Origin of the sequence: Marinifilum sp. JC120 (genome assembly GCA_004923195.1) — a bacterium.
GTDB lineage: Bacteria > Desulfobacterota > Desulfovibrionia > Desulfovibrionales > Desulfovibrionaceae > Maridesulfovibrio.
The window spans coordinates 16,863-43,792 of record RDSB01000013.1 but is presented as its reverse complement, the minus strand read 5'-3'; the positions used below and the strand labels follow the sequence as shown (position 1 = coordinate 43,792).

Here is a 26,930-nt window from a genome sequence, read left to right as displayed (position 1 = left end):
TGCGGCTCCAGCTTGGTTACCAGTGACGGTTCCATGCGAATTTTACGGTATTGGTCGGGCAACAGATGCCTGATTCCGGTCGTATGGCTGCAAGGTATACTGCACCTTTGGCGGCTTGCCGGGCTATGCGCCGGATTTTTGAGAAAAGCTCAAGTTGTTCGACCATTTCTGGGACGGGGATATCTCCTGTCCCCCCGGCAGAAAGCAATTTTGCTTTCAGGTCGTGATAAGCTGATAACATGTCATGTATCATGTTGTCGATTTTACAAAATTCTTCGGAACATGGATTTTCTGCAACATTTAGGACTCCTATGCAGGAGTTCTGAAAGACGGTAACCATGTCCGCGTCAGGACCGAGAAGTTCAAGAGCAGGTTTGATGTCTTTTTTTTCAAGGGATGCGCAAAGAGCCCCGGCTGTACGGAAGTATTGCAGTACGCGCAGGGCGGTTGCTACCTGCTGTCCTTGTAATTCGGTCAGGGGGCGTGATTGCAGTTTGGCGCAGAAAGATCGGGCCGCTTCGATGAGGCTGTCCTGTGCTTCTTTGTCCGCCGGGAGTGCCCCGTAGCTGAAGTTGGAATTCAACCCTTTGCGCACGATTCTGCGTGTAAGATGTCCGATTCTATCCATTTCTAAAGTCAGGGCGTCAAGGGCAAGGGGAGGGGTGCCTATGACATTGTTATCCAGATATTTGGGACGTCCCCGCTCGTCAGCCACTGAGGCAAATCTTTTTTCAATAAAAGAAACAAGCTTGCTGGTGAACGGCCAGAGCAGCATTACTCCCATAAAATTAAACGCAGTGTGGAACAGAGCCAGAACTACGGCCGGTTCATGGGTCAGGTCTAGAATATCCATGCAGAAAAGAATGGATTTAATGAGTACAGGGAGCATTATCAGGGCTGCCAAGGCTGTGATGATATTAAAGATGATGTGTCCGGTGGCAACCTTCTTGGCATTGATGGTCGCGCCGATAACCGAAAGGGCGGCTGTGGAAGTGGTACCTATATTGGTCCCGATAACTGCCGCTGCGCCCTGATTGAGGTCCATCAACCCACTGACCGTTGCCGTGAGCACAAGGGCCATTGCTGCGCTGGAGCTTTGCATGAGCAAAGTCAGCATCAGACCGATGCCGATGAAAATGGGAATGGACAGTCCTTCCATGGTGGCGATTGAGGAAAGATCAATGGAAGATTCAATGCCTTTGAAAGCCATTTGTAAGGTGGAGATACCCATGAGAAAAAGGCCGAATCCAGCAAAAGCATCGCCGAAAAATGCGCGTCGGGAATTTTGTCCGCTTAGCCGCAGCAGGGCGCCGAGAGCGATGACCGGCAGGGCAAACGCTTTCATGTTAACGCTGAACCCAACAGCAGCAACAATCCAGCCGGTAACGGTGGTTCCGATATTACTGCCGTAAATAACGCCGATGGATTGGGAAAGGGTAATCAGTCCGGCATTTACAAAGCCAATGACAGCAACTGTAACTGCGCTTGATGATTGAACCAGCGCGGTAATCAGGAATCCGGAAAAAAGGCCGCGACCGGGACTTTTAGTCCATTCTCCAAGAATTTTTTTCAGTGATTTTCCGGCTGCCTGTTTTAGACCCGTGGTCATCAAGCGCATTCCGATTAAAAAAAGACCCAGTCCGCCAAAAAGATTTCCAAATAATGCTAAAGTCATATTCAATTATTCACTAGTTTGTTGAAATTAAGAGAGAAAATATGATTTAATACTCTCCTGTGCGGTGGGAAAAATCAAGGAAAAGGTTGTGGGGATAAAGCAAAAAGTGTTATTTTGTAACAAAAAATCCCTCAATTGCCATAAGCAAATGAGGGATTTTTAAGATCTAATGAAATCAAACCTAATTATTCAGGCTTGATTTTAATGTCCATTTTGTTCATTGATTCGATGATTTTGTCGCTGAGGTCAGCGGACTTGTCGTAGCTGATGGCGGATTCGGTGGACAGGATAGCGGAGTAGCCGTTGGCCTGACGGTAATCGTCAACTGCTTTGGTGAAGCCGTTCTGGAGAGCTTCTACGATGCGATTCTGTTCTGCACCCATTTTGTTCTGGTACTCGCCGAGGGCTTCCTGAAACTTGCGGGTATTTTCTTCAGTCTGGTTACCAGCTAAGGTTTTTTGCATTTCAGCGAATTTTGTCTGAAATTCTTCGCTTGATTTTTTGAGGTATTCCATGCCTTCTGTTCCGGCTTTGCATTCCTTGAAAACTTTGTTGGTATCAACGAATCCGACTTTAGCACCGGAAGATGCCTGTTGCTGACATCCGGCAACAAAAGCGGCCATGGCAATAATCAATGCTACTTTCAGCATGTTTTTAAACATTTAATTCTCCGTTAGTTAAAATTATTTTCATTTAGAGTTATTCGGTATAAACTCGGAAAGGTGTCATGTAAAATAAAAAAAACATTTGAGGGAATTTAGGCGGACTTGAAATTAAAATTTTGTACATTTCCGAAAATTATGGTATAAATATTTTCGAAAGTGAACATCGAATAGCGGTGGATCCGTATTTTTCCAATCAATTGGGGACAGTAAAATTTTTACCCAAATAAAATATTGAGGACAAGATCATGAGAACCAAAGTTGTTGCCACTCTCGGCCCCGGCTCAAGCAATGTGGATACCATTACTAAGATGGTCCAGAACGGCGTCAGAATCCTTCGCCTGAACTTTTCACACTCTGACGCGGAGAGCTTTAAGCCCGTCATTGCTATGATTCGTCAGGTAGAAAAAGACCTTTCCACTCCTCTGACCATCATGGGTGACCTGTGTGGACCGAAGATCAGGGTTGGTGTTATTGAAGATGCTCCCCACGATATCGAGTCCCGTGCTTATGTTTATCTGGGTCTCCCCGATGCAGCAGATAAGGCCAAAGATCTGCCTTTTATTCCTCTTGATCAGCCGGAATTATTGCAGGGTCTTGAAGATGGTATGGAAGTTTCTCTCAGTGACGGAATGCTTCAGTTTTTCGTTACCGAAACTATTGAAAAGGACAAGCTTTACAAGCTTCAGGCTCAGAATGCCGGACTTCTTGCTTCCAAGAAGGGTATCACCTTCCCCGGCAAGCACATCGCACTGCCCGCTTTTACTGAAAAGGATAAAGTTGACCTGGCAGGATGCATTGAAATCGGTGTTGATTCCATTGCCATGTCTTTTGTGCAGACCGCGCAAGACGTTGAAGATGTGCTGGCGGCAATGAATAAGCATGGTGTCCAGCTGCCCATCATCGCTAAAATCGAACGTCAGAATGCTGTTGAGAATATTGAGTCCATTCTGGAAGTTGCCAGCGGTATCATGGTTGCTCGTGGTGACCTTGGTCTTGAGTGTAAACTATCCACTGTTCCTGTAATTCAGAAGAAACTCATCCGCGCAGCCCGTCATGCTCAGAAGCCTGTCATCGTTGCAACTCAGATGATGCTTTCCATGGTCAAAAACCCCATCCCCACCCGTGCGGAAGCGAATGATGTTGCTAACGCAATTATGGACGGTGCGGATTGCTGTATGCTTTCTGAGGAAACCGCCATCGGCGCGTATCCTGTGGAAGCTGTCGGTTATATCAAGGAAATAGCAGAAGGAACTGAACCCTACTACCTTCACCGCACTAAGGGGCCCTACAAGCCTGCGGATGAGGCTGTGCCTAATCCTGTTAAGTATTTGAGTTATTCCGCTTGCTTGCTTGCAAAGAACATCGATAGTCCGGCAATTATCTGCCACTCTTCAAGCGGTTCCTCCGCAAGGCTCGTGTGCAGCCGTAGACCGGAACAGCCTATCTATTGCCTGACTCCTGATAAAAGTGTTCCCGCGTATCTTAACTTTTTCTGGGGTATAACTCCGGTTGTGACCGAGTCCAAACTCTCCAATCATAGGGATCGCCTTGTGGAGTTTCTTGAGGCAAATGATAAATTTTCTCAGGGCGAGGGCTTTGTCCTTGTTTCTGGTCAGCCTACTCCCGGACAGACCATGCCTAAAACCAATGAAGTTAAGCTTTACTACAAGTAATCTTAGCAGTTTATAGCAATAAAAAACTCCCGACACCATCCGGTGCCGGGAGTTTTTTTATTCTTTGATTTTATCTTTGATCAGTCCGTAAAACGAGTTTGAGTCGGATTGGAATCGCCAGCCGAGATGGGTCATGCACTGTGAGCATGCTGTTATTTGCCACGTACATCCTGCAAACCATGTGAATTCACTGGAGGGTTCTCCCGATGTTACGCAGCCCCTCGCGGCAGAAAAACATCTGATTTGAAATACATAGCCGTGAGGATTGAAAAATGAGTGTTCGTGGTTGCCGTTTATTTTTGTAGAAAATGAATTGTCTGTAATTTGGAATCCGCACTCCCGGCAGGTGATAGCTTTCTTTTCAGATTCGTGTAGCTCGCTTTTGTCTTCAACTTCACTGCCGGAACCCGGGCCGGGGGGTGTTGATTTCAGAAAAGAGCAGGGGAGTGGGGTGTGGATTAATTTCATAGGCTTAATATAGCCTGTGGGAAAGGGAAGCGCAAAGAAAAGTATTCATAAAGTATAGAATGGCAAAAAAAAGGCTGTTTTCTTGCGAAAACAGCCTTTGAGCTATCTGGCTCCCCGGGAGGGACTTGAACCCCCAACCTAGTGATTAACAGTCACCCGCTCTGCCGATTGAGCCACCGAGGAAGATTTACGTGTTGCACAGTTTCCCGCTGCAACGAAGATTGGTTTTACGGATTTGCTTTCAAGTTGTCAAACATTATCTTTAGATTAATTCATTTTTTTGTCTGTCGCTGAAAGCGGGGTTTTCAAAGTCGTTTGGATAACAGTTTTGAATCAAGAACATTTTGTCAGAAAATTCAGGTAAAGAAAAAGGCTGCTTTCTTACGAAAACAGCCTTTGAGCTATCTGGCTCCCCGGGAGGGACTTGAACCCCCAACCTAGTGATTAACAGTCACCCGCTCTGCCGATTGAGCCACCGAGGAAGATTTACGTGTTGCGCAGTTTCCCGCTGCAACGAAGATGGGTTTTACGGATTTGTTTTGCACATGTCAAATGTTATCTTTGATTTAATTTAAATTTTCTTTAGACTTTCTTTTAAGGTTGATTCTTAGCTTTGCAAATTGGCTATTACATGAGCTGGTGAACTTGCTAGATTTGGGCAGTTTGGGAAGCTTTTTTCGGATATTTATTTCAGGGTATATATATTTAATGTAGGGAGGAAGTACGACAGAGTTCTGTTTTATTGCTGCAAGAGTGGGTAATTGCTTGAAATAAAAGAAAAAGGCTGCTTTCTTACGAAAGCAGCCTTTGAGCTATCTGGCTCCCCGGGAGGGACTTGAACCCCCAACCTAGTGATTAACAGTCACCCGCTCTGCCGATTGAGCCACCGAGGAAGATTTACGTGTTGCGCAGTTTCCCGCTGCAACGAAGATGGGTTTTACGGATTTGAGTCACACTTGTCAAACACTTTTTTCAAAAAATATTTGTGAGCGAAAGTGAACTATAAAAGATGTACTTTCTTGACGACAAAGGGTAATTAGCTTAGGCAATCAACGGATCTTGTATTTATCTAGACTTTATTCGGTTACGGAGAATTAATAACTTGAGCGGCAAGAAGAAAAAGCAAATCAAGCTGGCAACCAAATCAGAGCATGCGCAATCATTTATGCCCATGCTTGAGGCTCTGCAAGCTCAGAACGAACTCAATCAGGTTCTGAAGAATCGTGTGGAAAAGGCCTGTGCCCTTCTCGACGAAGGCATTCCGCTTTATCCCAACGACTTCAATAAAGATACAGAAGTCTCAGATATCTGGGGCAATTATGACGAACTCGGAGGAGAGGAGCTGGAGGCCCTGGGCAAGAAATTCAAGCTTGCAGGCAGGGTTATCACTCACAGATCTTTCGGTAAGGTCGCATTCTTTCATCTTCAGGATCCGACAGGCAGGGTTCAGGTGTACGCAGCGAGGGATGACCTTGGTGCTGACCTGTACAAAATTTTTAAGAAATTCGATATCGGCGACATTGTCGGCGTTGAAGGAACTCTCTTCAGGACTAAAACTGATGAGTTGACCGTCAAGGCTGAAAAGGTAGACCTGATTACCAAATCCATGCGTCCGCTTCCCGAGAAGTATCACGGGCTCAAGGATGTGGAGACCAGGTACCGCCAGCGTTATGTTGACCTTATCGTAACCCCCCGCGCACGCGATATTTTCCAGAAGCGTACCCTGATTGTAAGGGCTATTCGCAACTATCTGGATTCCAAGGGTTTCATGGAAGTTGAAACTCCTATGATGCACCCTATTGCAGGTGGCGCGGCGGCTCGTCCTTTTACCACCCACCACAATGCCCTTGATATGCAGCTCTATATGCGCATTGCGCCTGAGCTTTACCTCAAGCGTCTGCTGGTCGGCGGGTTTGAAAAGGTTTACGAAATCAACCGTAACTTCCGTAATGAGGGTATCTCTGTACGGCATAACCCTGAATTCACTATGCTTGAATTCTACTGGGCCTATGCCGACTTTGAAGACCTCATGGACCTGACTGAGGAGATGGTTTCTTCTGTCTGTAAGGAAGTTAACGGCGATACAGTCATTGATTATCAGGAAGAGAAGATCGATCTGACTCCGGGCGCGTGGCATCGCATGGCTTTTCACGAATCTCTTGAGAAGGTCGGTGGCGTTTCCCCTGAAGTCTATAATGATTACGATAAGTGTAAGGAACTGGTTAAGAAACTTGGTGAAAAGGCAGTTGAAGGCGAAAAACTCGGCAAACTGCAAGCCAAGCTCTTTGACCAACTGGTTGAGCCTAAGCTGATCCAGCCGCACTTTATTTATCATTATCCTACAGATATCTCTCCGCTTTCCAGAAGGAATGAGGATAACCCGGATATTACTGACCGTTTTGAACTTTTTATTTACGGTCGTGAACTGGCTAACGCTTTTTCCGAATTGAACGATCCCGTGGATCAGCGTTGCAGATTTATGGATCAGGTTGAGGAAAAAGATGCCGGTGATGACGAGGCTCATAACATGGACGAGGATTATGTCCGCGCCCTTGAGTATGGTATGCCTCCGGCCGCTGGGCAGGGGATCGGTATTGATCGTTTGGTCATGCTTTTAACCGACAGTGCTTCCATTAGGGAAGTTATCCTGTTTCCGCTTCTTAGAAGCGAAGGTGCTTCCGGCAATGGTGGCTCATGAAGTTTGAACTCTTCGTCGCACTGAGATATCTTTTTACCCTGAGAAAGAATAATTTTATCTCAGTTATATCTCTCTTTGCCGTGTGCGGCGTTGCTTTGGGCGTAGCAGCCCTGATTGTGGTGATAGGGGTTATGAACGGTTTTTCAACCGACTTGCGGGACAAGATTCTCGGAGTTAATGCCCACGTCATTGTGACCGCTTATGACGGCACGCTTGAAAACTACCACCACATGACCGATAGAATAGAAAAGATTTCGGGCGTTACAGGTGTAACGCCCTTTATCTATTCTGAGGTTATGCTTTCCAGTGGCGGTGGAGTTAAAGGTGTTGTTTTGAGAGGAGTGGATGCTGAAACCGCAAAAGGCGTACTCAGTTTACCCGGTGACATGGTTTCAGGAAATGTTGACTGTCTCGCAAAAGAGAGTAAACTACCTGAAATAGTTATAGGAAATCAGCTTGCCAAACGTCTCGGCCTTGTGGTCGGTGATACCGTTAATTTGCTTTCCCCTTCAGGCACACGCACTGCCGCCGGATTTACACCGAAAGTACGGGTGTTTAAGGTTGGTGGGATTTTCCGCACAGGCATGTATGAGTACGATTCCTCACTGGCTTACATAAGCAATACCGCGGCTCAGAAATTACTCGGATTCAAGCGGGATTTTGTGTCCGGACTTGAAATTCGTCTTGCGGACGTATATGCAGTTGATAAGATAGGCGAAGTTCTGGACAAAGAGCTTGCCGGATATCCGGTGCAGATCAAGAACTGGCAGGAAATGAATGCCAATCTGTTTGCAGCTCTCAAGCTAGAAAAAACAGCAATGTTTATCATTCTGGCAATGATTGTCATGGTCGGTTCATTTAGCATCATTACTACCTTGGTCATGCTGGTAATGCAGAAAACCAAGGATATTGCAGTGTTGATGTCTATGGGAGCCACGTCCGGGAGTATCAGAAGAATTTTTATGTTGCAGGGGACTTTTATCGGACTTTTTGGGACAACCATCGGCTACCTTATAGGTATTCCGGTGGCACTTCTGCTTAAGAAGTACCAGTTCATTAAATTACCCAGCAACGTCTATCCGGTGGACTATCTGCCCATCCGGATGGATTGGTTGGATTTGACAATTATCGGTGTTGCGGCGTTTTCGCTTTGTTTTCTGGCTACTTTGTATCCGGCAAGGCAGGCAGCTGCTCTGGAACCGGCGCAGGCTTTAAGGTATGAGTAATTTACTTTACGAACTTACCGATATCGTAAAAGAATACGAAGGACCGAACGAGACTGTGAGGATTCTGGACCACATCGACCTTACGGTTGATGCTGGGGAATCCCTTGCCATTCTCGGTTCGTCCGGGTCGGGTAAGACAACGCTGCTGCATATTCTCGGTACTTTGGATACTGTTTCCAGTGGAAATATCCATTTTGCGGGAATGAATATTAATGATATGACACCTGAAAAGCGGGCCGAAGTGAGGAACAGGGGAATCGGTTTTGTTTTTCAGTTTCATCACCTTCTTCCGGAGTTTACCACTCTGGAAAATGTCGCTCTTCCTGCCATGGTGGCAGGCATAGGTCAGGGGGAAGCCTCTGACATGGCCCGTGAAGCCCTTGAACTGGTAGGGTTGCAGAATAGGATTGACCACAGGGTGACAACTTTGTCCGGTGGGGAGAGGCAGAGAGCCGCCATAGCGCGTGCGATCCTGCTGAAACCCAAAGTCCTACTCGCTGATGAACCTACCGGTAACTTGGATGAGAAGACAGGGATGATGGTCGGTGAAATGCTGGCCACCCTTAATGAAGAGCTTGGAATGACGCTCATTGTTGTGACCCATAACATGGATTTAGCCGGTGTAATGAAACGCCGGCTTGAGTTGCGTTCCGGAGAACTGTATGCCCAGAACTAGAATTCTGCTTTTACTGATTGCGGCAACTCTTGCGTTTCTGATTAATTTCGGAGCAGGCAAGGCTCAGGCAGAAGATGCCTCAGGTATTATTCTTGCCGTACTTCCTTTTGAAGTTAATGCTGATGCTGACACACAATATCTCAAAGACAGTTTACCCACTCTTCTTTCCGACAGATTACGCGAAGCAGGATTCCGTGTCGTCGATCAGAAAAAGGTTATGGGACTTGTTAGTGAGCAAGGTTACGAGTTTTTAAATATTCAGGCAGCGAAAGATATGGCTTTGCTGGCCGGAGCCGGATACTCCGTCTACGGTAGTTTTAGTCAGATCGGCGAAGATTTAAGCCTTGATGTCCGTCTTGTGGAAGCGTTCGGTATGAAGCCTGCGGTTCCTCTTTTTGTTTCCAAAAAAGGACTGATCAACCTTCTGCCTGCTGTTGATGAACTTGTTTCAAAGATGAAACTGGAGTTGCTTAGTCAGGATAAAATCGCAGACGTTGAAGTTCGTGGATGCCGGGTCCTTGATAAGGACGTTATCCTGATGCGCACTAACATCAAGACCGGCGATCTTTACACTCCTTCCAAAATTAACGCGGATCTCAAAAATATTTACGCTCTCGGTTATTTTGACGATGTTAAGGTCAAAATTACCGATGTTCCCGGTGGCAAGAAGATCATTTTTGACGTTAAGGAGAGGCCTCGTATTCAGGCAATTTCTGTCAAAGGTGAAGATGCTCTTGATTCCGAAGATATCCTAGCGGCGGTTAATACCAAGAAGGGCGCGGTTATGAACCCCAAAGTTCTTTCCGATGACCTGAATACCCTGCGTGAGATGTATCGTAAGGAAGGGTATTACAACGCCAAAATTGACTACAATATTGAAGGTGAAGGTGCACAAGCCCGTTTAAATCTTAATATTAATGAAGGCCAAAAGCTTTATATTGAAGGTATTAAGATTGAAGGTGCCAAAAAGCTTGATCCTGATGAAGTCAAGGAACAGCTTGCTCTTACTGAAAGGGGCTGGCTCTCCTGGTTCACCAAAACCGGGGTTCTTAAAGAAGAACTGCTGGAACGTGATGCAGCGGCAATCCTTGCTTACTACGGTAACCGTGGATTCATCGACGCAAAGGTAGGTGAGCCTGAGCTGGACATTAAAGAAGACGGTATCTACGTAACCTTTAAGGTTGCCGAAGGTGATCGTTACAAGGTCGGTAAGGTCAGCTTACGTGGTGATCTTATCGTAAAAAAATCCAGACTGCGCGAGCTTATCAGTGCTGACGATATGGCAGACGGCGGTGAATATCTTGACCGCTCCCTCCTGCGTGAAGACATGAGGGCCATTTCTGATTTCTATTCCAACTACGGATATGCCTATGCTGATGCAAACATCAAGTTTGATCAGCATAGAGAAGATAAGACCGTTGATATTACCTTTATTGTTGCCAAGCGCCAGAAAGTACACATCCGCAGAGTTATTGTTGAAGGTAATTCTAAAACCAGAAACAATGTCATTCTGCGCGAAATGCGTCTCGCTGACGGTGACCAGTTCAGTGGTTCCAAATTGCAGCGTTCAATTGTCCGTCTGAATAAACTGGACTATTTCAGTGAAGTGGATATCGAGCCTGTTCCCACCGGTGATCCCGGTGAAATGGACTTGAAAGTCAAGGTCAAGGATAAGAACACCGGTATGGTAAGTGGTGGTATCGGTTACTCCACTTCCGACAGTGTGTTTGTTTCTGCAAAGATTACCGAGCGCAACCTTTTTGGTCGCGGTATGGAATTCGCTCTTAGCGGTGGCTGGAGTTCCAAGACAATCAGTTACGGCATGAACTTCTATAACCCCCGTATCAATGATACCCTCTGGGGTGGTGGTTTTAATACTTACTGGCGTAACGATGACTTCACTGATTACGATAAACAGACTATCGGTGGTGTTGTCTCTGCCGGTTATCCCCTTGGTGAGTACACTCACTTTTATAGTAACTATCGCTTGGATTTTTACACCATCTCTGAAGTTGCAGACAATGCAGCGCAGTCAATTAAGGATATTGAGGGTGACAACTGGTCCAGCGTAATTACTGCCGGGATAAAACGCGATACCACTAACAAGGCTTTTAACCCCTCCTCCGGTACTGTTAACAACTTTGTTGTTGAAATGGGTGGCGGTGTTCTCATGGGTGATGACTCTTATGTGAAATACACCTATGACTCCAACTACTTTACCCCGGTATTCTGGGATCTGGTTTTCCACTGGAAGGGTAGTGGTGGTTTTATCCATGACAACTTTGGTGGTGGCGAAATTCCCGTGTTTGAAAGATTCTACCTCGGTGGTATCAACAATGTCCGCGGTTATGACAGCCGTGAAATTTCGCCCCGTGACAGTGAATCAAATGATCGTATCGGTGGTAACAAGATGTTCTACATGAACTTCGAACTCTTGTTCCCCATCAACGAAGAGCTCGGACTCGTAGGTGTCGGTTTCTTTGACATCGGTAACTCTTGGGATGACGGTCAGAGTTTCTTCCACGATACCAAGCAGGAAGACGGAACAGCCCTCTTCCTCGGCATGTATAAAAGTATCGGTGCCGGACTGCGCTGGTTCTCCCCCATGGGGCCGATCAGAGTTGAATATGGTTACGGACTTGATAAACTTGAAGACAGTTCAAGACATAAGATTGAGTTCTCTATGGGACAGTTCTTCTAGCAGAATTTGACATATTAATGTAAACGAAGGGCATGCCGGATATCGGCATGCCTTTTCGGCTGATTATTAGACAGGAATTATAAGGAGTAATTTTAAATGCGTAGAATTCTTTTTGCAGTACTGGTTCTGGTTTTTGCTTTTCAGGCTCCGGCGTTTGCTGCCCCCCAGAAAATTGCAGTTGCCTCTATGGGGAAGCTGATTCAAGATTCTGAAGTCGGTCAGGATGCCCAGAAAAAGATGGAAAAGAAGTTTGAAACTGCAAAAAAACAGATTCAGACCAAGCAGAAGGAACTGGAAGCTCTGAAGCAGTCCTTGCAGAAGCAGAGTCTCGTTCTTTCCCTTGAAGCTAAGCAGGATAAAGAACTCGAGTTCAAGCGCAAGGTTAGGGATTTTCAGGACCTTACTCAGGCTACCCAGCGTAAGATGCAGCTTGAAGAGAAAAAAGTAGGTACCCCGGTACTTGAGCTTATTCAGAAGATCGTTACCGAATATGGTAAGAAAAATGGTTACACTGCCATCTACGATAAAAAGACCTCCGGTCTGCTTTACGTTGATGACACTGTTGATATTACCAACCAGCTGCTTCTTGAAATGAACCGTGCTTTCAGAGCAGGCAAAAAGTAGGACCTTATGCTTCTTTCAGAACTTGCAGGTCTTATCGGCCTAAAGATGGCTGGAAAGGATAAGGAAATCTCGGGCTTGAATACACTTGAGCTGGCCGGGGCTTCCGAACTCTCCTTTTTGGCCAATGCCAAGTACGAATCCGCACTTAAGACCACGAAGGCTGCTGCCATCGTGCTCGAAGAGAAATATGCCGATCAAGTGGAGTCTGCGCTTATCAGCGAGAATCCCTATATGGATCTGGCCAAGGCCATGCATGTCTTCTCCCGCCCGCAGGGGTGTTTGGAAGGCATTCATGAGTTAGCCTTTATTCATCCTGATGCCGAAGTTGATGATAGTGCCACCATTTATCCTTTTGCTTTTGTGGGCAAGGGAGCCAAGGTAGGTTCAAACAGTAATATTTTTGCCGGGGCTTATATCGGCGAAGATGTTGTGCTCGGACCCGGCTGTGTTATCTACCCCAACTGTTCAATCATGGCCGGGACCGTTCTCGGGGCCGGTGTCATTGTGCAGCCAGGGGCAGTTCTAGGTGGTGATGGATTTGGTTATGCGCAGGTTTCCGGTAAGCATATGAAGATCCCCCAGATCGGGACTGTAGAGCTTCAGGATCAGGTTGAAATAGGTGCCAATGCCTGTGTAGACCGTGCAGCCCTTGATGTGACCAGAATAGGTGCCGGTTCAAAGATCGATAACCTTGTCCAGATCGCTCACAACGTAACTACCGGTGAAGACTGCCTCGTTATTTCGCAGTCCGGTATAGCGGGCAGCACCAAGCTTGGTAAGGGCGTTATCCTTGCGGCACAGGCCGGATTGGTGGATAATATTGAGATTGGCGATGGTGCCGTTATCGGTGCTCAGGCCGGGGTAACCAATGATGTCCCCGCCGGATTCATGGGCGCCGGTTCTCCTCTTCTTGAAAAGGGGAACTTTTTACGGTCCTCCATTTATCATAGAAAATTGCCTGATATGGCAAAGAAGATGTCTGCGCTTGAAAAGCGTATCAAGGCATTGGAAGCAGAGTTAAGCAAGGAAGATTAAAGTGAGTAAAACCACTATAGATTATATCGATATCAAGGAAATTATGGGGATGCTTCCCCATCGTTACCCATTTTTACTTGTTGACCGGGTTGAAGAAATTGAACCTGGTAAATCCATCAAGGCCTACAAAAACGTCACTATGAACGAGCCCTTTTTTCAGGGCCATTTTCCTGGTCTTCCGGTCATGCCCGGAGTCTTGATTGTAGAGGCTCTCGCTCAGGCTGGCGGAATCATTGTTCTCAGTACTGATGATATTGACACTGAAGATAAGGTTTTCCTGTTCACCGGAATCAATAAGCTTAAATTCCGCAGACCAGTTGTTCCCGGAGATAAGCTTGTTCTTGAAGTCAATGAAGTTAGACGCAAGATGAATATCTGGAAAATGAAATGTGTTGCTACTGTTGACGGTGAAGTTGCCGCTCAGGGTGAAGTCTCTGCTGCAATTGTCGACAAGGAGTCCATGTAGTGGCTACTGAAATTCATCCCTCTGCCATTGTTGATTCTGGTGCGCAGTTGGGAGAGAATGTTAAGATTGGACCTTTCTGCATTATTGAAGGGGACACTGTTATCGGTGATAACTGCATTCTTGACGCGAATGTTCAGATCAAGGCATTCACCCGTATGGGAAAGGGCAACACCCTCGATAGTGGAGTTGTTCTCGGCGGCCTGCCTCAGCATCTTGGCTTTAAAGGCGAGGAAACATGGGTAGAGTTGGGTGATAACAATATTCTTCGTGAGTATGTGACCGTTCACCGCGCTACGGGTGTTGATATAGGTCGCGAAAACACTGTGGTCGGCAGTAATTGCATGCTCATGGCCTTCGCTCATGTTGCTCATGATTGTATTCTTGGTGACCATGTTATCATGGCTAATTCTGCCACTCTTGCCGGGCACATCGATGTAGGTAATTACGTTACTATCGGTGGTATGTCCGGTTTTCACCAGTTTATTCGCATCGGGGATTATGCTTTTATCGGTGGTATGTCCGGTTTTGGGCAGGATGTCCCTCCGTACATGATTGCGACTGGTGTACGTGGAGGCCTGCAAGGTCCTAACTCCGTCGGGCTGCGTCGAAATGGATTTAAAGCCAAGACTTGTAATGCCCTTAAGAAAGCATACAAGCTTATTTTCCGTTCAGAAATATCTCGTGCCGATGCTCTAGAAGCGGCAGAGAAGCAGTTTGCCGATATTCCAGAAGTTTTGAATCTAGTTGAATTCATCCGCTCCAGCAAACGAGGAGTTACCTCCGCTGGACATGGTTCTTCATAGAAATATGACAAATAAAATAGAGACAATCGGTCTTATTGCCGGGGGGGGACAATTTCCCCTTCTGGTTGCAAAGGGAGCCGCAGCACAGGGAAATCGTGTTGTGGCTGTTTTTTTTAAAGGCCATTCAAATATTAATGTTAGTGAATATGCTGATGAAACAGTTGAACTTAAGCTCGGGCAGTTCTCAAAACTGATTTCTTTTTTTAAAAAGAACGGGGTCAGTAAAGTGGTTATGGCCGGAACTATCAATAAACCCAAGGCTCTTGATATTCGACCTGACCTGCGCGCAGCCAAACTTCTTTTCAAGCTAGCTACTAAGGGCGATGATGTATTGCTTCGCGCCATTACAGGGGAGTTTGAGTCTGAAGGTATGGAGGTCGTCGGACCTCATCAATATGCCCCAGAGCTGCTAACTCCCGCAGGATTTTTGACCAAGCGTAAACCTAATGAGATTGAGCGCGCCGATTTGGCCTTTGGCTGGAAGATTGCCCGCGAACTGGGCAAGCTGGATATCGGTCAGTGTGTGGTTGTTCGTGAGGGAATTGTGGCCGCAGTGGAAGCCATTGAAGGAACTGATGCCGCAGTAAAGCGCGGATGCGAGCTTGGTGGTAAGGGCTGCTGCATTGTGAAAGTTTTTAAGCCCGGTCAAGAAGGGCGAGTGGATATGCCCTCAACTGGCTTGAAGACTATTCAGGGTATGAAAAAGCTTGGAGCGACCTGCCTCGGTGTTGAAGCGGGGAAAAGTCTTTTTTTTGATCTGGACGAGTCAGTACGTTTTGCAGAAAAACACGGCATTACGATTGTCGGGCTGACTCAAGAGCTTATGGACGAAATTTCTAATTAAAATTGTTCTCAGCTAATGCCTTCGGCGGTCCTGCCGGAGACCTACCAAGTCACGCCATAAAATAGTAAGGCACAACCTTTAAAAAAGATTGTGCCTCTTATTTTAAGCCTTGCCGCAGCAGGAACCGGGGACGCAGCCCTTTGATGACGGGTTGGCACCGCAGCATCCTGTTCCGGTTGCATCCGGAACATTGGGAGTGTCCTTACCGCTCAGCGATGATGTTGATGAGATGAGCTTTTCTCCGGCTTCCTTTCCACAGGATGGACAAGGACCGGGAGCTGATCCTGAACTGACGATTTCTTCGTATACGGCACCGCATTCACGGCATTTGTATTCATATATAGGCATGTTCTGAAATTATTCGGCGAAAATGTTTTCGGGAATGTACGGGTGTGTACCTTCAATGACTTCACATCCGGCCTTGGCCTTGATCTTTTTGAGTAATACGTCCTTGTGGGGACAGTGCATGGTTATGCAGGGGGCAACATAAACTTTGTTTGGAACTTCGTCCATAGGCGCGTTCCATAGCTTCATGTGGGCCATTCTGGTGACAATGCCGCTGCCGGGGCATCCGCCGCAGCCGACGATCGCGGTCAGTTCCGCGTCTTCCGCACAGTTTTCGAATTCTCCGGTACGGCGGTTAAATCCGACCATGCAACGGGAACAACCGATACAAATGTCGTCCATAGCCTGACTGCATCCAAGAATTACAATTTTTTCCTTACCCATGCTTACTCTCCTTTAAAGGTTTGCTTCCATCCTATTCCAGATAGCCTCAATCTTTTTCCCCATGCCATCCGGATCGTATTCAACAGCGGATTGTCCCGCCAATTGTGCCTTTGAAAAAATGGTGTCGTAGGGCAGTTCACCCGCAAGGAGGACTTCTTTTTCTGCACAAAAGGATTTGATCTCGTTCTCCTGCTCAGCGTTAATTCCGCATTTGTTGATGATCGCCATGGAGGGAATCTTGAAATGCTCGGTCAGCTTATGGACCCTCTTCAGGTCATGCACGGCAGAAATGGTCGGCTCGGCTACAAATACTGCTAGGTCGGCATTAGTCAATGAAGCAATTACCGGACAGCCTACACCGGGAGAACCGTCCACCAGCACAAGTTCGGCACCGAGTTCTTCTCCCAATTCAGCGGAAGCATTGCGCACAGTTGTGACCAGTTTGCCTGAGTTTTCTTCGCCGATTCCCAGTTCTGCATGGATCATTTGTCCGAAACGGGTGTCGGATCTGTACCATTCTCCGCAGAGTCTGGGGCCGCTTGTTACCGCTTCGACCGGGCAGATGTAGGAGCATACACCGCAGCCTTCACATTTTTCGGGCATTATGCTGAAATTTTTGGATATCGCATCGAACTTGCAATGTTCGGCGCAGAGGCCGCACTGGGTGCATAGTTCGGGATTGATTTCCGGGCGTTCGCCGCTGAAGAAGTCATGTCTATCCTGAATTTCAGGATGCAGGATCAGGTGCAGGTCCGCCGCATCCACATCACAATCCGCAAGAACTTTTTTCGGGCCGAGGGAAGCAAGGCCGGAAACCACACTGGTTTTTCCGGTACCGCCTTTACCGCTGATAACTACTAACTGTTTCATTCTATTTTGCTCCGCTCACTTGTTCTTGGATGGAAGACCAGATTTTGGCGAATTCGTCTTTGAATCCGGGAATACTTTCATAAAGCAGATGTCCTTTAGAATATTGAGATGCGGCTTCCCGACTGTGCGGAAGTGAGCCGAGCAGGGGGACGTTTTTTCCTGCAAGATATTTTTCCACTCGGTCATCACCCATTCCGGCTCTGTTAATAATCACACCGCAGGGCATGTTCAGAGTCTGCATGAGCTGCACAGCCAGATTGAGGTCGTGCAGGCCGAAGGGGGTGGGTTCGGTTACCAGCACCACAAAGTCAGTATCGTCAACGGATTCCACCACCGGGCAGGAAGTTCCGGGGGGGCAGTCCAGAATGTTCACTTCTGCCCGGGGGGAAATGTTTTTGACCGCTTTGATCAATGGCGGGGACATTGCTTCGCCTATGCGCAGCAATCCTCTTGAAAAATCGATATTGCCCGATTTGCCTGTAGAAGTTGTGCCGATAAGGCGTTGACCTTCGCTGATGGCGTCAGCAGGGCAGGCCAATTCGCAAAGTCCGCAACCGTGGCAGAGTTCGGAAAAGCTGAGTACGGAATCCACCATCCAGATCAGGGATTTGAAGCGGCAGAGCTCAATACATTTTTTGCATGATTCACCGATACATTTGTCTTCATCAATGGCTGGAACAGGTAGAAATTCGTCTTTTTCTGCACTGAGTTCAGGATTCAGGAAAAAGTGGGCGTTGGGTTCTTCTACATCACAATCTGTGAAGCTTACGGTTTTGCCCATAGAATCAAGATAGGCTGCAAAGTTGACGGCAACAGTGGTTTTACCGGTACCGCCCTTGCCGCTGGCAATTGCTATTTTCATATATAAATTCCTCAAAAAAGGTTCCGAGATTTATGTCCCGGAACCATTCACTATTTATTTGCTTCAGCTCTAAGTCTTTGGTTTTCAGCCTCAAGATCGGCGATGCGTCTTTCAAGATCGTTTGCATACTGATCGGGACCAAAACCCTGATTCTGCATCTGCTGGCAGGAACCGTCTCTGCGTCTTAAGCCGAGTCCTTGTCCACGTCCCTGTCCGCGTCCGCTCATACCGCGTCTCATTCCGGACCCCGTGCTGTAGTTAGATCCTGCGTTTTGCCTGAAGCCTGCGCCTCTTCCTCTTGCCATTCCGGCTCCACAAGGACCGAGTCCTCGACCAGCCCGTTGGGAGCTATTGTTATTTCTGTTAGTAAGTGGCATTGTCGCTCCTCTGTTTAAGTTATTGTCACTTTGAGATTAGCAACAGCCGTGCCTTGATGGTAAATATTATTAATTCAGTATGTTATTGCGCGGCGTATATGTTTTAATATTGATGTTAGGGCTTAAAATTAGTCCGTTTCTATGAATAATGGGATCAAAATTAGCCCTGCTCGTCCGGGCAGGGAAAGGTATAGTTATGAGAACTCATTTGGATTGCTTGCCATGCTTTTTGAAAATGGCCATTGCCGGGATCAGGGAGACCTGCCCTGGACAGGAAGATATTCATGAAAAGGTTGTAAAGCATTGGGCTGCGGGGTTCGCTTCTGCCGACCTGAATGAGTCTCCGCCTTCTCTTGCGGGGAGGCTTTTTCGCGAGACCGCAGAATACGTGGGTGAGGTGGATATTTTCAAAGCCCAGAAGGAAAAAGCAAACCAGCGGGTTCTGGAACTTTTGCCTGAAGTGAAGGCCAAAGTCCTTGGCAGCGGAGACCCGTTGCTGGCGGCCATGGGTGTTTCCATCATCGGTAATTACATGGATTGTGCGGTGATGGGTGAATATGATTGGGAAGATGAACTCGATAATCTTGAGCATGGTCTTGACCTAGAAGCATTCGGAAAGTTTCTTGGCGAAGTGCGCAGTCATAAATCCTTGCTGGTCCTAGGGGATAATGCCGGGGAAATTGGGCTTGATACGATTTTAACCGGTTTGTTGCGCGATGAAGGCGTTAAGGTCACCTATGCTGTGCGCGGAAAGAATATCCTCAATGATGCCACCTTTGTAGATGCAAAAATAGTTGGTATGACCGATCTTTGTGAGGTGGTTACCTCCGGTGTGGATACCCCCGGAACCGTTCTGAACCGCTGTAGTCCTGAATTCCGTTCTCGACTTGACGAATCGCCTGTCGTTCTCAGTAAAGGACAGGGCAATTTTGAATCCCTCTGGGGAGTCAGGCCTGATGTTTATTATGCTTTTAAAGTGAAGTGTCCGGTCGTGGCAGATGTTACCGGAGCAGAAATGAAGACTTCGCTTTTTTGTCAGGAAAAATAGTTTTCATACGGGGAGTCTGCGCAGTGGATTTCCCTTACCTTTTTTTTTCTTATAACGTATTCATTTATAGTCGGGCCAATCTTTTAGATGCAGGTGTTATCTGTGTTTGTGCGGGTAAAAAAAATATTTTGGATTCTCTTTCTCCTTTTCGATCTCTGCCTTCTGGCAGCAGTGGCCGGGGGAGTGTTTTATCTGGAATCAGATGAACCGCGTATCGCACTGGAGAATTTCCTCAGCGAGAAGCTTGACCGCGAAGTTCGGTTTCATGAAAATTTCAATCTGATTTTTTATCCCTGGCTCGGCGTGGATACCGGTCCGGTAACGGTTTCTTCTCCTGAAAATTCAGCCTACCCCCACCAACTTACAGTTGAAGATATTGACTTCAAGGTTAGACTTATTCCTTTGCTTAGCGGTGAACTGGAGGTGGATACCATTATTGTGGATTCCCCTTTCCTGCACGTGGACCGATTGAAAAATGGTTCGCTTAATCTGCCTTTGCTCGAATCAGAAGGCGGGGCAGAGGGCAAGAATGTGGGACTCAAATACTTCAATTGCATCAGTGTGCGCGGGGTCAGTGTCCTTAATGCTACCTGTTCATACAATGACATGGGGAGCGGCAATTCTTTCAAGGTTTCCGGGGTAAATGTTCGTACCGGACTTCTGCGCAAGGATACGCCACTGGCCTTTAATCTCAGTGCCATGCTTGATGCCGAGCTTTTTAATCTTAAGGCCAAGGCGGACCTTAAGGGGCTGCTGGATTTTTCCGTACAGAAAAAAGAAGTTTCCCTGTCTGAGACCTCTCTTTCTCTTAAGGTGGAGAGTGATGAATTGTTTGGCAAAGATGAAGTGGTGGAAGGGATCGCATCCCTTGATTTCAATCTTGTTGAGGGAATGATAGATGTTAAGGGGCTGGTCCTGCAAGGCGCGGGAGTGCGCTTAACCGGTTCCGCGAATTGCACTGATATTTATCATGCTCCCGATTTCAAGGGCAGTTTGAAATCCACCCGTTTTGATCCCAAGAAGGTCTTTTCCAGATTTACGCCCATCCCTATTCCTAAAGGTTATAAGGATATCCTCAATATTGCTTCTTTTGAGATGGATTTTCACTCAACTTTAGAAAAGACAGAACTTTCTAAAATGGTTCTGGCTGTGGATGAGACCGTCATCAAGGGTGATTTCTCACTCAAAAATTATCGCAGCCCCTGGTTGGAATTTGATGTGCGGGCTGATTCCATTATTTTTGATCCCTATGTGAAATTGTTTGATCTTGAGAAAAAGATCAACGGAAACGGGACTGTAGTTAAGGTTAATTCCAAGCCGCAGCATAGTGTCTTTCGCGAGATGGTCATTGCTGATCTGGTTAAGAAAATTCCCTGTAATGGTAAAGTGGAGGTGGACCGTTTTGCTTATGACGGAATCAGGCTCGAAAATGTTAAGCTCGCGCTTTCGCCGGGACCTAAAGTTGCCAGTCTGAGTATCGGCAAAGGGTCGTATCTTGATGGCGATTTCGGTCTGTCTGTTGATCTTGCTTTTGATAAACGCAGGGAGAAGGATGTTCTTTATCTGAAAGGTGAGGGGGCTGTTTCACCATTTTCTCTTGCCCGTATTCCACTTAAGGTTGACGGTGTTAAATTTCATGCTGGCAGAGCTGCTTTTAAACTTAACCAGCTGCGTTCAAAGGGGCGTACTCCGGGGGAACTGTTCCGCAATCTCAAGCTTGATTCCAACCTTGAAGGTACGGGCGTTGTGGCTGATATGGGGTTTGAGGGAGTTCCTGATGAGCTGAAGAAATTGCGTATAAAGCGTGTCGGATTGTCCCTTAAATTTGAACCATTGGTCGGAGATGTACCACAGGATTTGGTGGGTCGTAAGGTTGATTTGAAATTGTCCGGGGCTTTTTTGGAACCGCAAGGGGAATTCAAAGGCGGTTTCATCGGCGGTCTTTTGTGCAGCAGGTATGACCCTGAAAGTGTAGTCATCAAAAACGGAAAATTGAAATTTTCCATTGGCGGCAAAGGCCTTCCGGTTATCAAAAAGAATCTTTCATTTGTTGTGGCAGGCAGCGGCGGGGTTAAGGCTGGGAATCTTAAGCTGGATCATTTTGCCCTGAAAAGCGGCAAGATGAACCTGCACGGCAGCATCGATGCCCGCAGGCTTGGAACTGAAACCGCCTCCGCAAAGGGAGTACTCAAACTTCCCAAGGTTGCCTGTTCTGAGATTTTTGATCTTTTCGGAGTGGAAAAGCCGCAGGTTCAGGATCCTGATGCATTTGACAGTGTTGGTCTTGATTCATCGTTTCAATTGCATGGTGAAAATCTGACCCTGCGTGTGAATAAGGCCAACCTTGATAATGCTGAGGCTGAGGCAACTTTTCAACTTACTGACTTCAAAAATCCGGTTCTGAGCTTTGTTATCAAGGGTGACAAGGTGGATGTTGATCATTTTCTGCCACCGGATACCATGAGTGCTCGTTCTGAGAGCAAGGAAAGTGGATTCAAAGAAGTCGAGAAGTTCAAATTTCCAGAATGGCAGTTCCCGGATAAATTACTTGGTGCTATTAATGCCACCGGAAAGGTGGAGTGTAATTATTTTCGTATTTTTGATTTCGCGGGCAGCAAGCTTAGTGCTGATGTGGACATGCAGGATCAGGTTATCAGCATTCACAATCTGAAGGGCAATTTCCATGAAGGAAATCTGGCAGGCAAGCTTGATCTCGGCCTTAAGAATGGAACTGTTTCACTGGGCACGGATATTGAGGTCCGGGGTTTTCAGGCCGGATTGTTCTTTGCTGATTACGTGGGCCGTGATTGTGTGCGGGGGCTTACCGATGCTTCCCTTAAACTTCATGGACATTCCACTGCCAATATTGATTTTGTAAACACCATGACCGGGGGACTGGCCTTCAAGATTGTTGACGGTTCTTACCTTTTCGTTGCCACAGCGGAAAAAGACATCAAGGAGAAAAAGACTCCCAACCCGACATCGTTTTCCATTATGAAAGGAGTCGTAGACGGCAAGGATGGAAAATTTAAAGTGGGTAACTACCTTCTTAAAACCAATTACCTGACTGCTACGGCAAAGGGCGGATTCAGTTTTCCTGACGATTCCATCAATCTTCAGGTTAATGCCGATATTATTAAGCTTCCCAATCTTTATTTGAAGCTGGTTAATGCCTTTCTTGATGCCATGACCGGAGTTAACGTCACTGTGACCGGCAGGCTTAGCGATCCCAAAGTTGAGGTTAAAGGGTTGGAGCGTTGGGGCGATGTACTCGGCGATGTTCTCGGTCTTCCAGAGCAGTCTTTTATGTTTTTCAGGAAGCTTATATTCTGATATGGTTCAACAAAACTGATATTTATGTGCTGATGCTTGCTGTTACTTCTTCATAATCCAGCCGGGGGACGCGATGACCAGTGGGAAGGTAGGACAACGTATTTCCGAGTTTTTCTTAAATGATATTTGGGATTGGAGTTCTTCCCATGTCAGCGGCCCTTTGAAAGTCCTGCATACTGTTGCTCGAGTGGGCTATCTTGTCACAGTGGGATTTCTTAAGGATCAGTGCATTATCCGTGCTTCCGCGCTTACCTTTACCACCATGCTTTCCATTGTCCCGTTTCTTGCGGTGGCCTTTTCGTTGATGAAGGGTATGGGCTTTCAGGATTCCAGCTATATTCACGATATGCTGCTTAAGGTTTCCGCCGGAAGGGAAGAGGTGGTTGGTAAGATTCTTGAGTATGTGGATAATACCAATGTTCAAACTCTCGGTTGGATCGGGGTGGCAACCCTTCTTTTTACCGTTCTTTCCACTGTTGGTACTGTTGAGAAAGCTTTTAATATTATTTGGAAGGTCCGCCACGGGCGTTCTTTCTGGCGCAAATTTACGGATTTTTTCTCAGTTATTTTTATCTGCCCGGTGGCGGTGATTGTAGCCACCAGTGTCAGTGTTTCCATTAAAAAGCAGGCCGTGCTGCAATCGTTTGAAAGTATTTACGGTGTATCGGAATTGGAGAGTTTTCTGATCGGACTAACCCCGCTGGTACTGATCTGGCTTTCATTTACTTTTATCTACGCCTTCATGCCTAATACCAGAGTGCGCCTTAGCAGTGCGCTGGCAGGCGGGGTGGTAGCCGGGACCGTCTGGCAGATGGCCCAGTGGGCTTACATCAACTGGCAGATCGGGGTGAGTAAGTATAATGCCATTTACGGCAGCTTTGCGCAGCTGCCTCTTTTTCTGATCTGGCTTTATGCCAGCTGGGTTATTGTCCTGCTTGGTTCTGAAATAAGCTACGCCGTGCAGAATGTGATGCTTTATCGCCAGCAGAAATTCATGCCCGATGCCGGTGTGGAAGATATGCAGAAATTTTCTCTGCTGGCACTTAGCTTGATGACTTTGCGGTTTGAACAATCCGAGCATCCGTATGAACTGGAAGAGCTGGCCGGGGAGGTAGGTGTTCCGGTCAGGTTTATTTCCCCTTTGCTGGATAAATTTGTGGAAAACGGGATTCTGGTCAAAGGAGCGGAAGAAGGTAGTGAAATATATGCCTTCGCTGTTTCTCCACAAAAACTGACCATGCTGCAAGTTATGGGCATCCTTTCCGGTACAGGCAAAGGGGCCAGCTCTGTGGTGGAAAACCCGGGCATGCTTTTCGTTTCTAAAATGATAGATGATATTAAGACGGTCATTCGTGAAAGCGGGTCTGATGTTTCGCTTTCTGAGTGTGCGGAGAATATGGATAAGTATATTAAAAAACTTCCTGCTGCGCCCGAGGAAAGCTGAGTATGAAGTTTTCCGGTATCAATCTTCTGGACGAACTTGAGCGGGATGAATTTGAAGATATCCGCAGTGTCTTTGGCGAACGCAGGTTTAAAAAAGGTGCCATGATCTTTGCTCCCGATACTGAAGAAGATCTTGTCTTCATTGTTGCAAAGGGCAGGGTGCGTATTTATCTCGCTTATGAAGCCAAGGAGTTCACTCTGGGAATTCTCGGTCCCGGAGACCTTTATTCAACTCATGCCGGATGTTTTGTGCAAGCCTATGAAGACGGTATGTTGTTGACTACCGATGTTCAATCGGTAAAGCGGTGCATGGCTGATATCCCAATTTTTAACCGCACTATGGTCCGGGTGCTGGGCAAAATCCTGCAAAATTCTTTTTCTGTAATTGATGGACTGGTCTTCAAAGATATTAATTCCCGCCTTTGTGGCTACCTGCACAAAGAAGCCACCCAATACGGGAAGACCGTTGACGGTGGAATAGAGATCAATCTTAATCTGACCACCGAACAGCTTTCCACTCTTCTCGGTGCCACCCGCCAGACCGTCTCCACTTTGCTTAACAACCTCACCCGTGAAGGAATTCTCACTCGCATTGATCGTTCCAATTGGCTTGTTGTTGATCCTGAGCAACTGAAAGCCATCGCTGAAAATTAGCCTGTCGCTGAAAGTAAAATTATGCGATTATCGCAATGGTATATTTTTTAATAAAATATACTTCTTTTGTCGGCTACCCGACAAACAGATTGTGCCCGACTTGTTACGTTCGTTTAACAGGAATGGATCGGGAGCGGGAATCAACCAGCTTCCGGCAAACAGGGAGGATAGGTTAATGGCTAAAGAACCCCGTCCGGCTGAAGAGTTGACAATCTGGGATGATGCTCGTGCAATGATCAATAAAGCACGTGCAGAGGGCATTGATACTGTCCATGAAAGATTACAGCAGCAGACCCCGCATTGTAAGTTCTGCGAGCTTGGGACAAGCTGCCGTATCTGTACCATGGGGCCGTGTAAAATTACCCCGAAATCTCCGCGCGGTGTATGCGGTGCTGATGCGGATGTTGTGGTGGCAAGGAATTTCGGTCGTTTTGTAACGGGCGGAGCTGCTGGCCATTCTGATCATGGTCGTGATTTGATTGAGGTGCTTGAGGCGATAGTTGAGGGCGAGACCAAGGATTATAAAATAACTGATGAGGATAAACTGCGCCGTATTTCCGCAGAAATCGGTGTTGAAGTCGAAGGGCGTGATATCAAGGATATTGCTCGCGATGCAATGGAGTGTTTCTTTGCTGACTTCGGCAGCCGTAAAAAACAGGTTTCCTTCCTTTCCCGCGTTCCTCAGAAACGTAAAGATATCTGGTCCAAGCTGGGAATAACCCCGCGCGGTGTTGACCGTGAAATTGCTGAAATGATGCACCGCACCCACATGGGTTGCGATAACGACGCTCCCAACACTCTTCTCCATGCTGCCCGTACTTCACTGGCTGACGGTTGGGGCGGTTCCATGATCGGCACCGAATTGTCAGACGTTATTTTCGGAACCCCGACCCCGTCCATGTCGCAGGCCAACCTCGGGGTAATTAAAGAAGACAAAGTAAATATTCTTGTCCATGGGCATAACCCTGTGGTTTCCGAGATGATTTTGGCGGCCTCCCGTGAACCTGAGATCGTCGCTGAAGCAAAAGCTGCCGGAGCCGCAGGTATCAATATCGCGGGTCTATGCTGCACGGGTAATGAACTGCTCATGCGCAAGGGTATCCCCATGGCCGGGAACCATCTCATGACAGAGCTTGCAATTCTGACCGGAGCGGTTGAGGCTGTGGTTGTGGATTACCAGTGCATCATGCCCAGCCTTGTAACGATTTCCGGCTGCTACCACACCAAGTTTATCGATACCGCTCCTAAGGCTCGTTTCACCGGGGCAGTCCATTTTGATATTCATCCGCATAATGCATACGAGCAAGCTTGCGAGATCGTCCGCCTCGCAGTGAAAGCTTATGTTGAGCGTGATGCTTCTCGTGTGGATATTCCATGTGAGCCTGTGGAGATCATGACCGGATTTTCTAATGAAGCGGTTATTTCAGCATTAGGCGGTTCTCTTGATCCGTTAGTGCAGGCCATTGCTGCCGGGGATGTTCGCGGCGCAGTAGGAATTGTTGGCTGTAATAATCCTAAGATCAAGCAGGATTCCATGAATGTTGGGCTTGCCAAGGAATTGATCAAAAAAGATATCCTTGTGCTGGTTACCGGATGCGTAACCACTGCGGCAGGCAAGGCCGGATTGCTGGTTCCAGATGCCATTGAAATGGCTGGTCCGGGACTTAAAAAGGTCTGCGGCGCGTTGGGAATCCCGCCCGTGTTGCATTACGGTTCCTGTGTGGACAACGCTCGAATCCTGCAACTCTGCGCCGCATTGGCTGATGCCCTTAATGTGGATATCAGTGATCTGCCTGTGGGTGCTTCCTCTCCTGAGTGGTATTCAGAAAAGGCTGCTGCTATCGGGCTTTACGCTGTAGCCAGTGGCATCTACACCCACCTCGGTCATCCTCCGAATATTCTTGGTTCTGAGACTGTAACTAATATTGCGGTTTCCGGTCTTGAGGATCTGGTAGGTGCCTCTTTTGTCATTGAACCGGACCCGGTCAAAGCTGCCGAACTCTTTGATGTACGGATCAAGGCCAAACGTAAAGGCCTTGGTTTGAGCGAGTAGGAGAGGG

General features: G+C 47.1%; 23 protein-coding genes and 3 tRNA genes. 15 read left to right on the top strand and 11 right to left on the bottom strand.

All coding sequences use genetic code 11. The features are described 5' to 3' along the window. Positions 1-16: 16 nt before the first annotated feature. Together D0S45_13415 and D0S45_13410 are read right to left on the bottom strand one after the other, a co-directional pair. Complete coding sequence (locus tag D0S45_13415) at positions 17-1,675, bottom strand: Na/Pi cotransporter family protein (protein ID TIH14061.1); 1,659 nt, start codon at positions 1,673-1,675, stop codon at positions 17-19. Between the two features lie 185 nt (positions 1,676-1,860). After that, entirely contained in the window at positions 1,861-2,337 is a 477-nt protein-coding gene (locus D0S45_13410) for an OmpH family outer membrane protein (protein ID TIH14060.1), read from the bottom strand. A 248-nt stretch (positions 2,338-2,585) separates the two neighbouring features. Between D0S45_13410 and pyk the strand changes: the two genes are divergently transcribed. Further along, on the top strand, positions 2,586-4,013 hold the full coding sequence (gene pyk, locus D0S45_13405; GenBank protein TIH14059.1) for a pyruvate kinase: 1,428 nt from the start codon (positions 2,586-2,588) through the stop codon (positions 4,011-4,013). A 57-nt stretch (positions 4,014-4,070) separates the two neighbouring features. Here pyk and D0S45_13400 read toward each other — a convergent pair whose 3' ends face one another. The 4 genes from D0S45_13400 to D0S45_13385 form a co-directional block, all read right to left on the bottom strand. Beyond that, on the bottom strand, positions 4,071-4,481 hold the full coding sequence (locus tag D0S45_13400; GenBank protein ID TIH14058.1) for a hypothetical protein: 411 nt from the start codon (positions 4,479-4,481) through the stop codon (positions 4,071-4,073). Between the two features lie 107 nt (positions 4,482-4,588). Further along, positions 4,589-4,664, bottom strand: a tRNA-Asn gene (locus D0S45_13395). 223 nt (positions 4,665-4,887) lie between these two features. Beyond that, positions 4,888-4,963 (bottom strand) — tRNA-Asn (locus D0S45_13390). Between the two features lie 335 nt (positions 4,964-5,298). Further along, positions 5,299-5,374: transfer RNA gene (locus tag D0S45_13385), tRNA-Asn, on the bottom strand. 278 nt (positions 5,375-5,652) lie between these two features. Here D0S45_13385 and lysS point away from each other — a divergent pair. The 9 genes from lysS to D0S45_13340 all read left to right on the top strand — a co-directional run bounded on the left by lysS (position 5,653) and on the right by D0S45_13340 (position 15,554). After that, the gene (lysS, locus tag D0S45_13380; protein TIH14136.1) at positions 5,653-7,179 is read left to right on the top strand and encodes a lysine--tRNA ligase; all 1,527 of its coding nucleotides are present in this window, start codon (positions 5,653-5,655) and stop codon (positions 7,177-7,179) included. Further along, a complete protein-coding gene (locus D0S45_13375; protein TIH14057.1) occupies positions 7,176-8,405 on the top strand; it encodes a lipoprotein-releasing ABC transporter permease subunit in 1,230 nt (409 codons plus the stop codon). Before lysS ends, D0S45_13375 begins: the two co-directional genes overlap by 4 nt. Beyond that, complete coding sequence (locus tag D0S45_13370; protein TIH14056.1) at positions 8,398-9,081, top strand: ABC transporter ATP-binding protein; 684 nt, start codon at positions 8,398-8,400, stop codon at positions 9,079-9,081. The genes D0S45_13375 and D0S45_13370 overlap by 8 nt, the downstream gene beginning before the upstream one ends. Further along, positions 9,068-11,782, top strand: a complete 2,715-nt coding sequence (gene bamA, locus D0S45_13365) for an outer membrane protein assembly factor BamA (GenBank protein TIH14055.1) — start codon at positions 9,068-9,070, stop codon at positions 11,780-11,782. The genes D0S45_13370 and bamA overlap by 14 nt, the downstream gene beginning before the upstream one ends. A gap of 96 nt (positions 11,783-11,878) precedes the next feature. Further along, positions 11,879-12,406: an OmpH family outer membrane protein gene (locus D0S45_13360; protein TIH14054.1), complete on the top strand. Its 528-nt coding sequence runs from the start codon at positions 11,879-11,881 to the stop codon at positions 12,404-12,406. 6 nt (positions 12,407-12,412) lie between these two features. Further along, entirely contained in the window at positions 12,413-13,441 is a 1,029-nt protein-coding gene (lpxD, locus tag D0S45_13355) for a UDP-3-O-(3-hydroxymyristoyl)glucosamine N-acyltransferase (protein ID TIH14053.1), read from the top strand. A 1-nt stretch (position 13,442) separates the two neighbouring features. After that, positions 13,443-13,907, top strand: coding sequence for a 3-hydroxyacyl-[acyl-carrier-protein] dehydratase FabZ (gene fabZ, locus D0S45_13350; protein ID TIH14052.1), 465 nt, complete (start codon positions 13,443-13,445; stop codon positions 13,905-13,907). Then, positions 13,907-14,710 carry an acyl-ACP--UDP-N-acetylglucosamine O-acyltransferase gene (locus D0S45_13345; protein ID TIH14051.1) on the top strand — a complete coding sequence of 268 codons (804 nt, stop codon included), beginning with the start codon at positions 13,907-13,909 and terminating at the stop codon, positions 14,708-14,710. The genes fabZ and D0S45_13345 overlap by 1 nt, the downstream gene beginning before the upstream one ends. 4 nt (positions 14,711-14,714) lie before the next feature. Further along, on the top strand, positions 14,715-15,554 hold the full coding sequence (locus D0S45_13340) for an LpxI family protein (GenBank protein ID TIH14050.1): 840 nt from the start codon (positions 14,715-14,717) through the stop codon (positions 15,552-15,554). A gap of 102 nt (positions 15,555-15,656) precedes the next feature. Here the strand turns inward: D0S45_13340 and D0S45_13335 are convergent, their stop codons facing one another. From D0S45_13335 to D0S45_13315, 5 genes are read right to left on the bottom strand one after another with little or no spacing between them, the layout of a single operon-like run. Next, positions 15,657-15,902 carry a zinc ribbon domain-containing protein gene (locus D0S45_13335; protein ID TIH14049.1) on the bottom strand — a complete coding sequence of 82 codons (246 nt, stop codon included), beginning with the start codon at positions 15,900-15,902 and terminating at the stop codon, positions 15,657-15,659. A gap of 9 nt (positions 15,903-15,911) precedes the next feature. Next, entirely contained in the window at positions 15,912-16,283 is a 372-nt protein-coding gene (locus D0S45_13330; GenBank protein TIH14048.1) for a CGGC domain-containing protein, read from the bottom strand. Between the two features lie 12 nt (positions 16,284-16,295). Next, a complete protein-coding gene (locus D0S45_13325; GenBank protein TIH14047.1) occupies positions 16,296-17,153 on the bottom strand; it encodes a 4Fe-4S dicluster domain-containing protein in 858 nt (285 codons plus the stop codon). A 1-nt stretch (position 17,154) separates the two neighbouring features. Continuing rightward, entirely contained in the window at positions 17,155-18,015 is an 861-nt protein-coding gene (locus tag D0S45_13320) for a (4Fe-4S)-binding protein (protein TIH14046.1), read from the bottom strand. Between the two features lie 50 nt (positions 18,016-18,065). Then, entirely contained in the window at positions 18,066-18,254 is a 189-nt protein-coding gene (locus D0S45_13315) for a hypothetical protein (GenBank protein TIH14045.1), read from the bottom strand. A gap of 334 nt (positions 18,255-18,588) precedes the next feature. Between D0S45_13315 and D0S45_13310 the strand changes: the two genes are divergently transcribed. The 5 genes from D0S45_13310 to cooS all read left to right on the top strand — a co-directional run bounded on the left by D0S45_13310 (position 18,589) and on the right by cooS (position 26,923). After that, positions 18,589-19,440: a DUF89 family protein gene (locus D0S45_13310; GenBank protein TIH14044.1), complete on the top strand. Its 852-nt coding sequence runs from the start codon at positions 18,589-18,591 to the stop codon at positions 19,438-19,440. Between the two features lie 93 nt (positions 19,441-19,533). After that, complete coding sequence (locus D0S45_13305) at positions 19,534-22,773, top strand: AsmA family protein (GenBank protein TIH14135.1); 3,240 nt, start codon at positions 19,534-19,536, stop codon at positions 22,771-22,773. Between the two features lie 73 nt (positions 22,774-22,846). Next, entirely contained in the window at positions 22,847-24,217 is a 1,371-nt protein-coding gene (locus D0S45_13300; GenBank protein ID TIH14043.1) for a YihY/virulence factor BrkB family protein, read from the top strand. A gap of 2 nt (positions 24,218-24,219) precedes the next feature. Next, entirely contained in the window at positions 24,220-24,870 is a 651-nt protein-coding gene (locus D0S45_13295; protein TIH14042.1) for a Crp/Fnr family transcriptional regulator, read from the top strand. A 175-nt stretch (positions 24,871-25,045) separates the two neighbouring features. Continuing rightward, positions 25,046-26,923 carry an anaerobic carbon-monoxide dehydrogenase catalytic subunit gene (gene cooS / locus D0S45_13290; protein ID TIH14041.1) on the top strand — a complete coding sequence of 626 codons (1,878 nt, stop codon included), beginning with the start codon at positions 25,046-25,048 and terminating at the stop codon, positions 26,921-26,923. Positions 26,924-26,930: the final 7 nt, after the last annotated feature.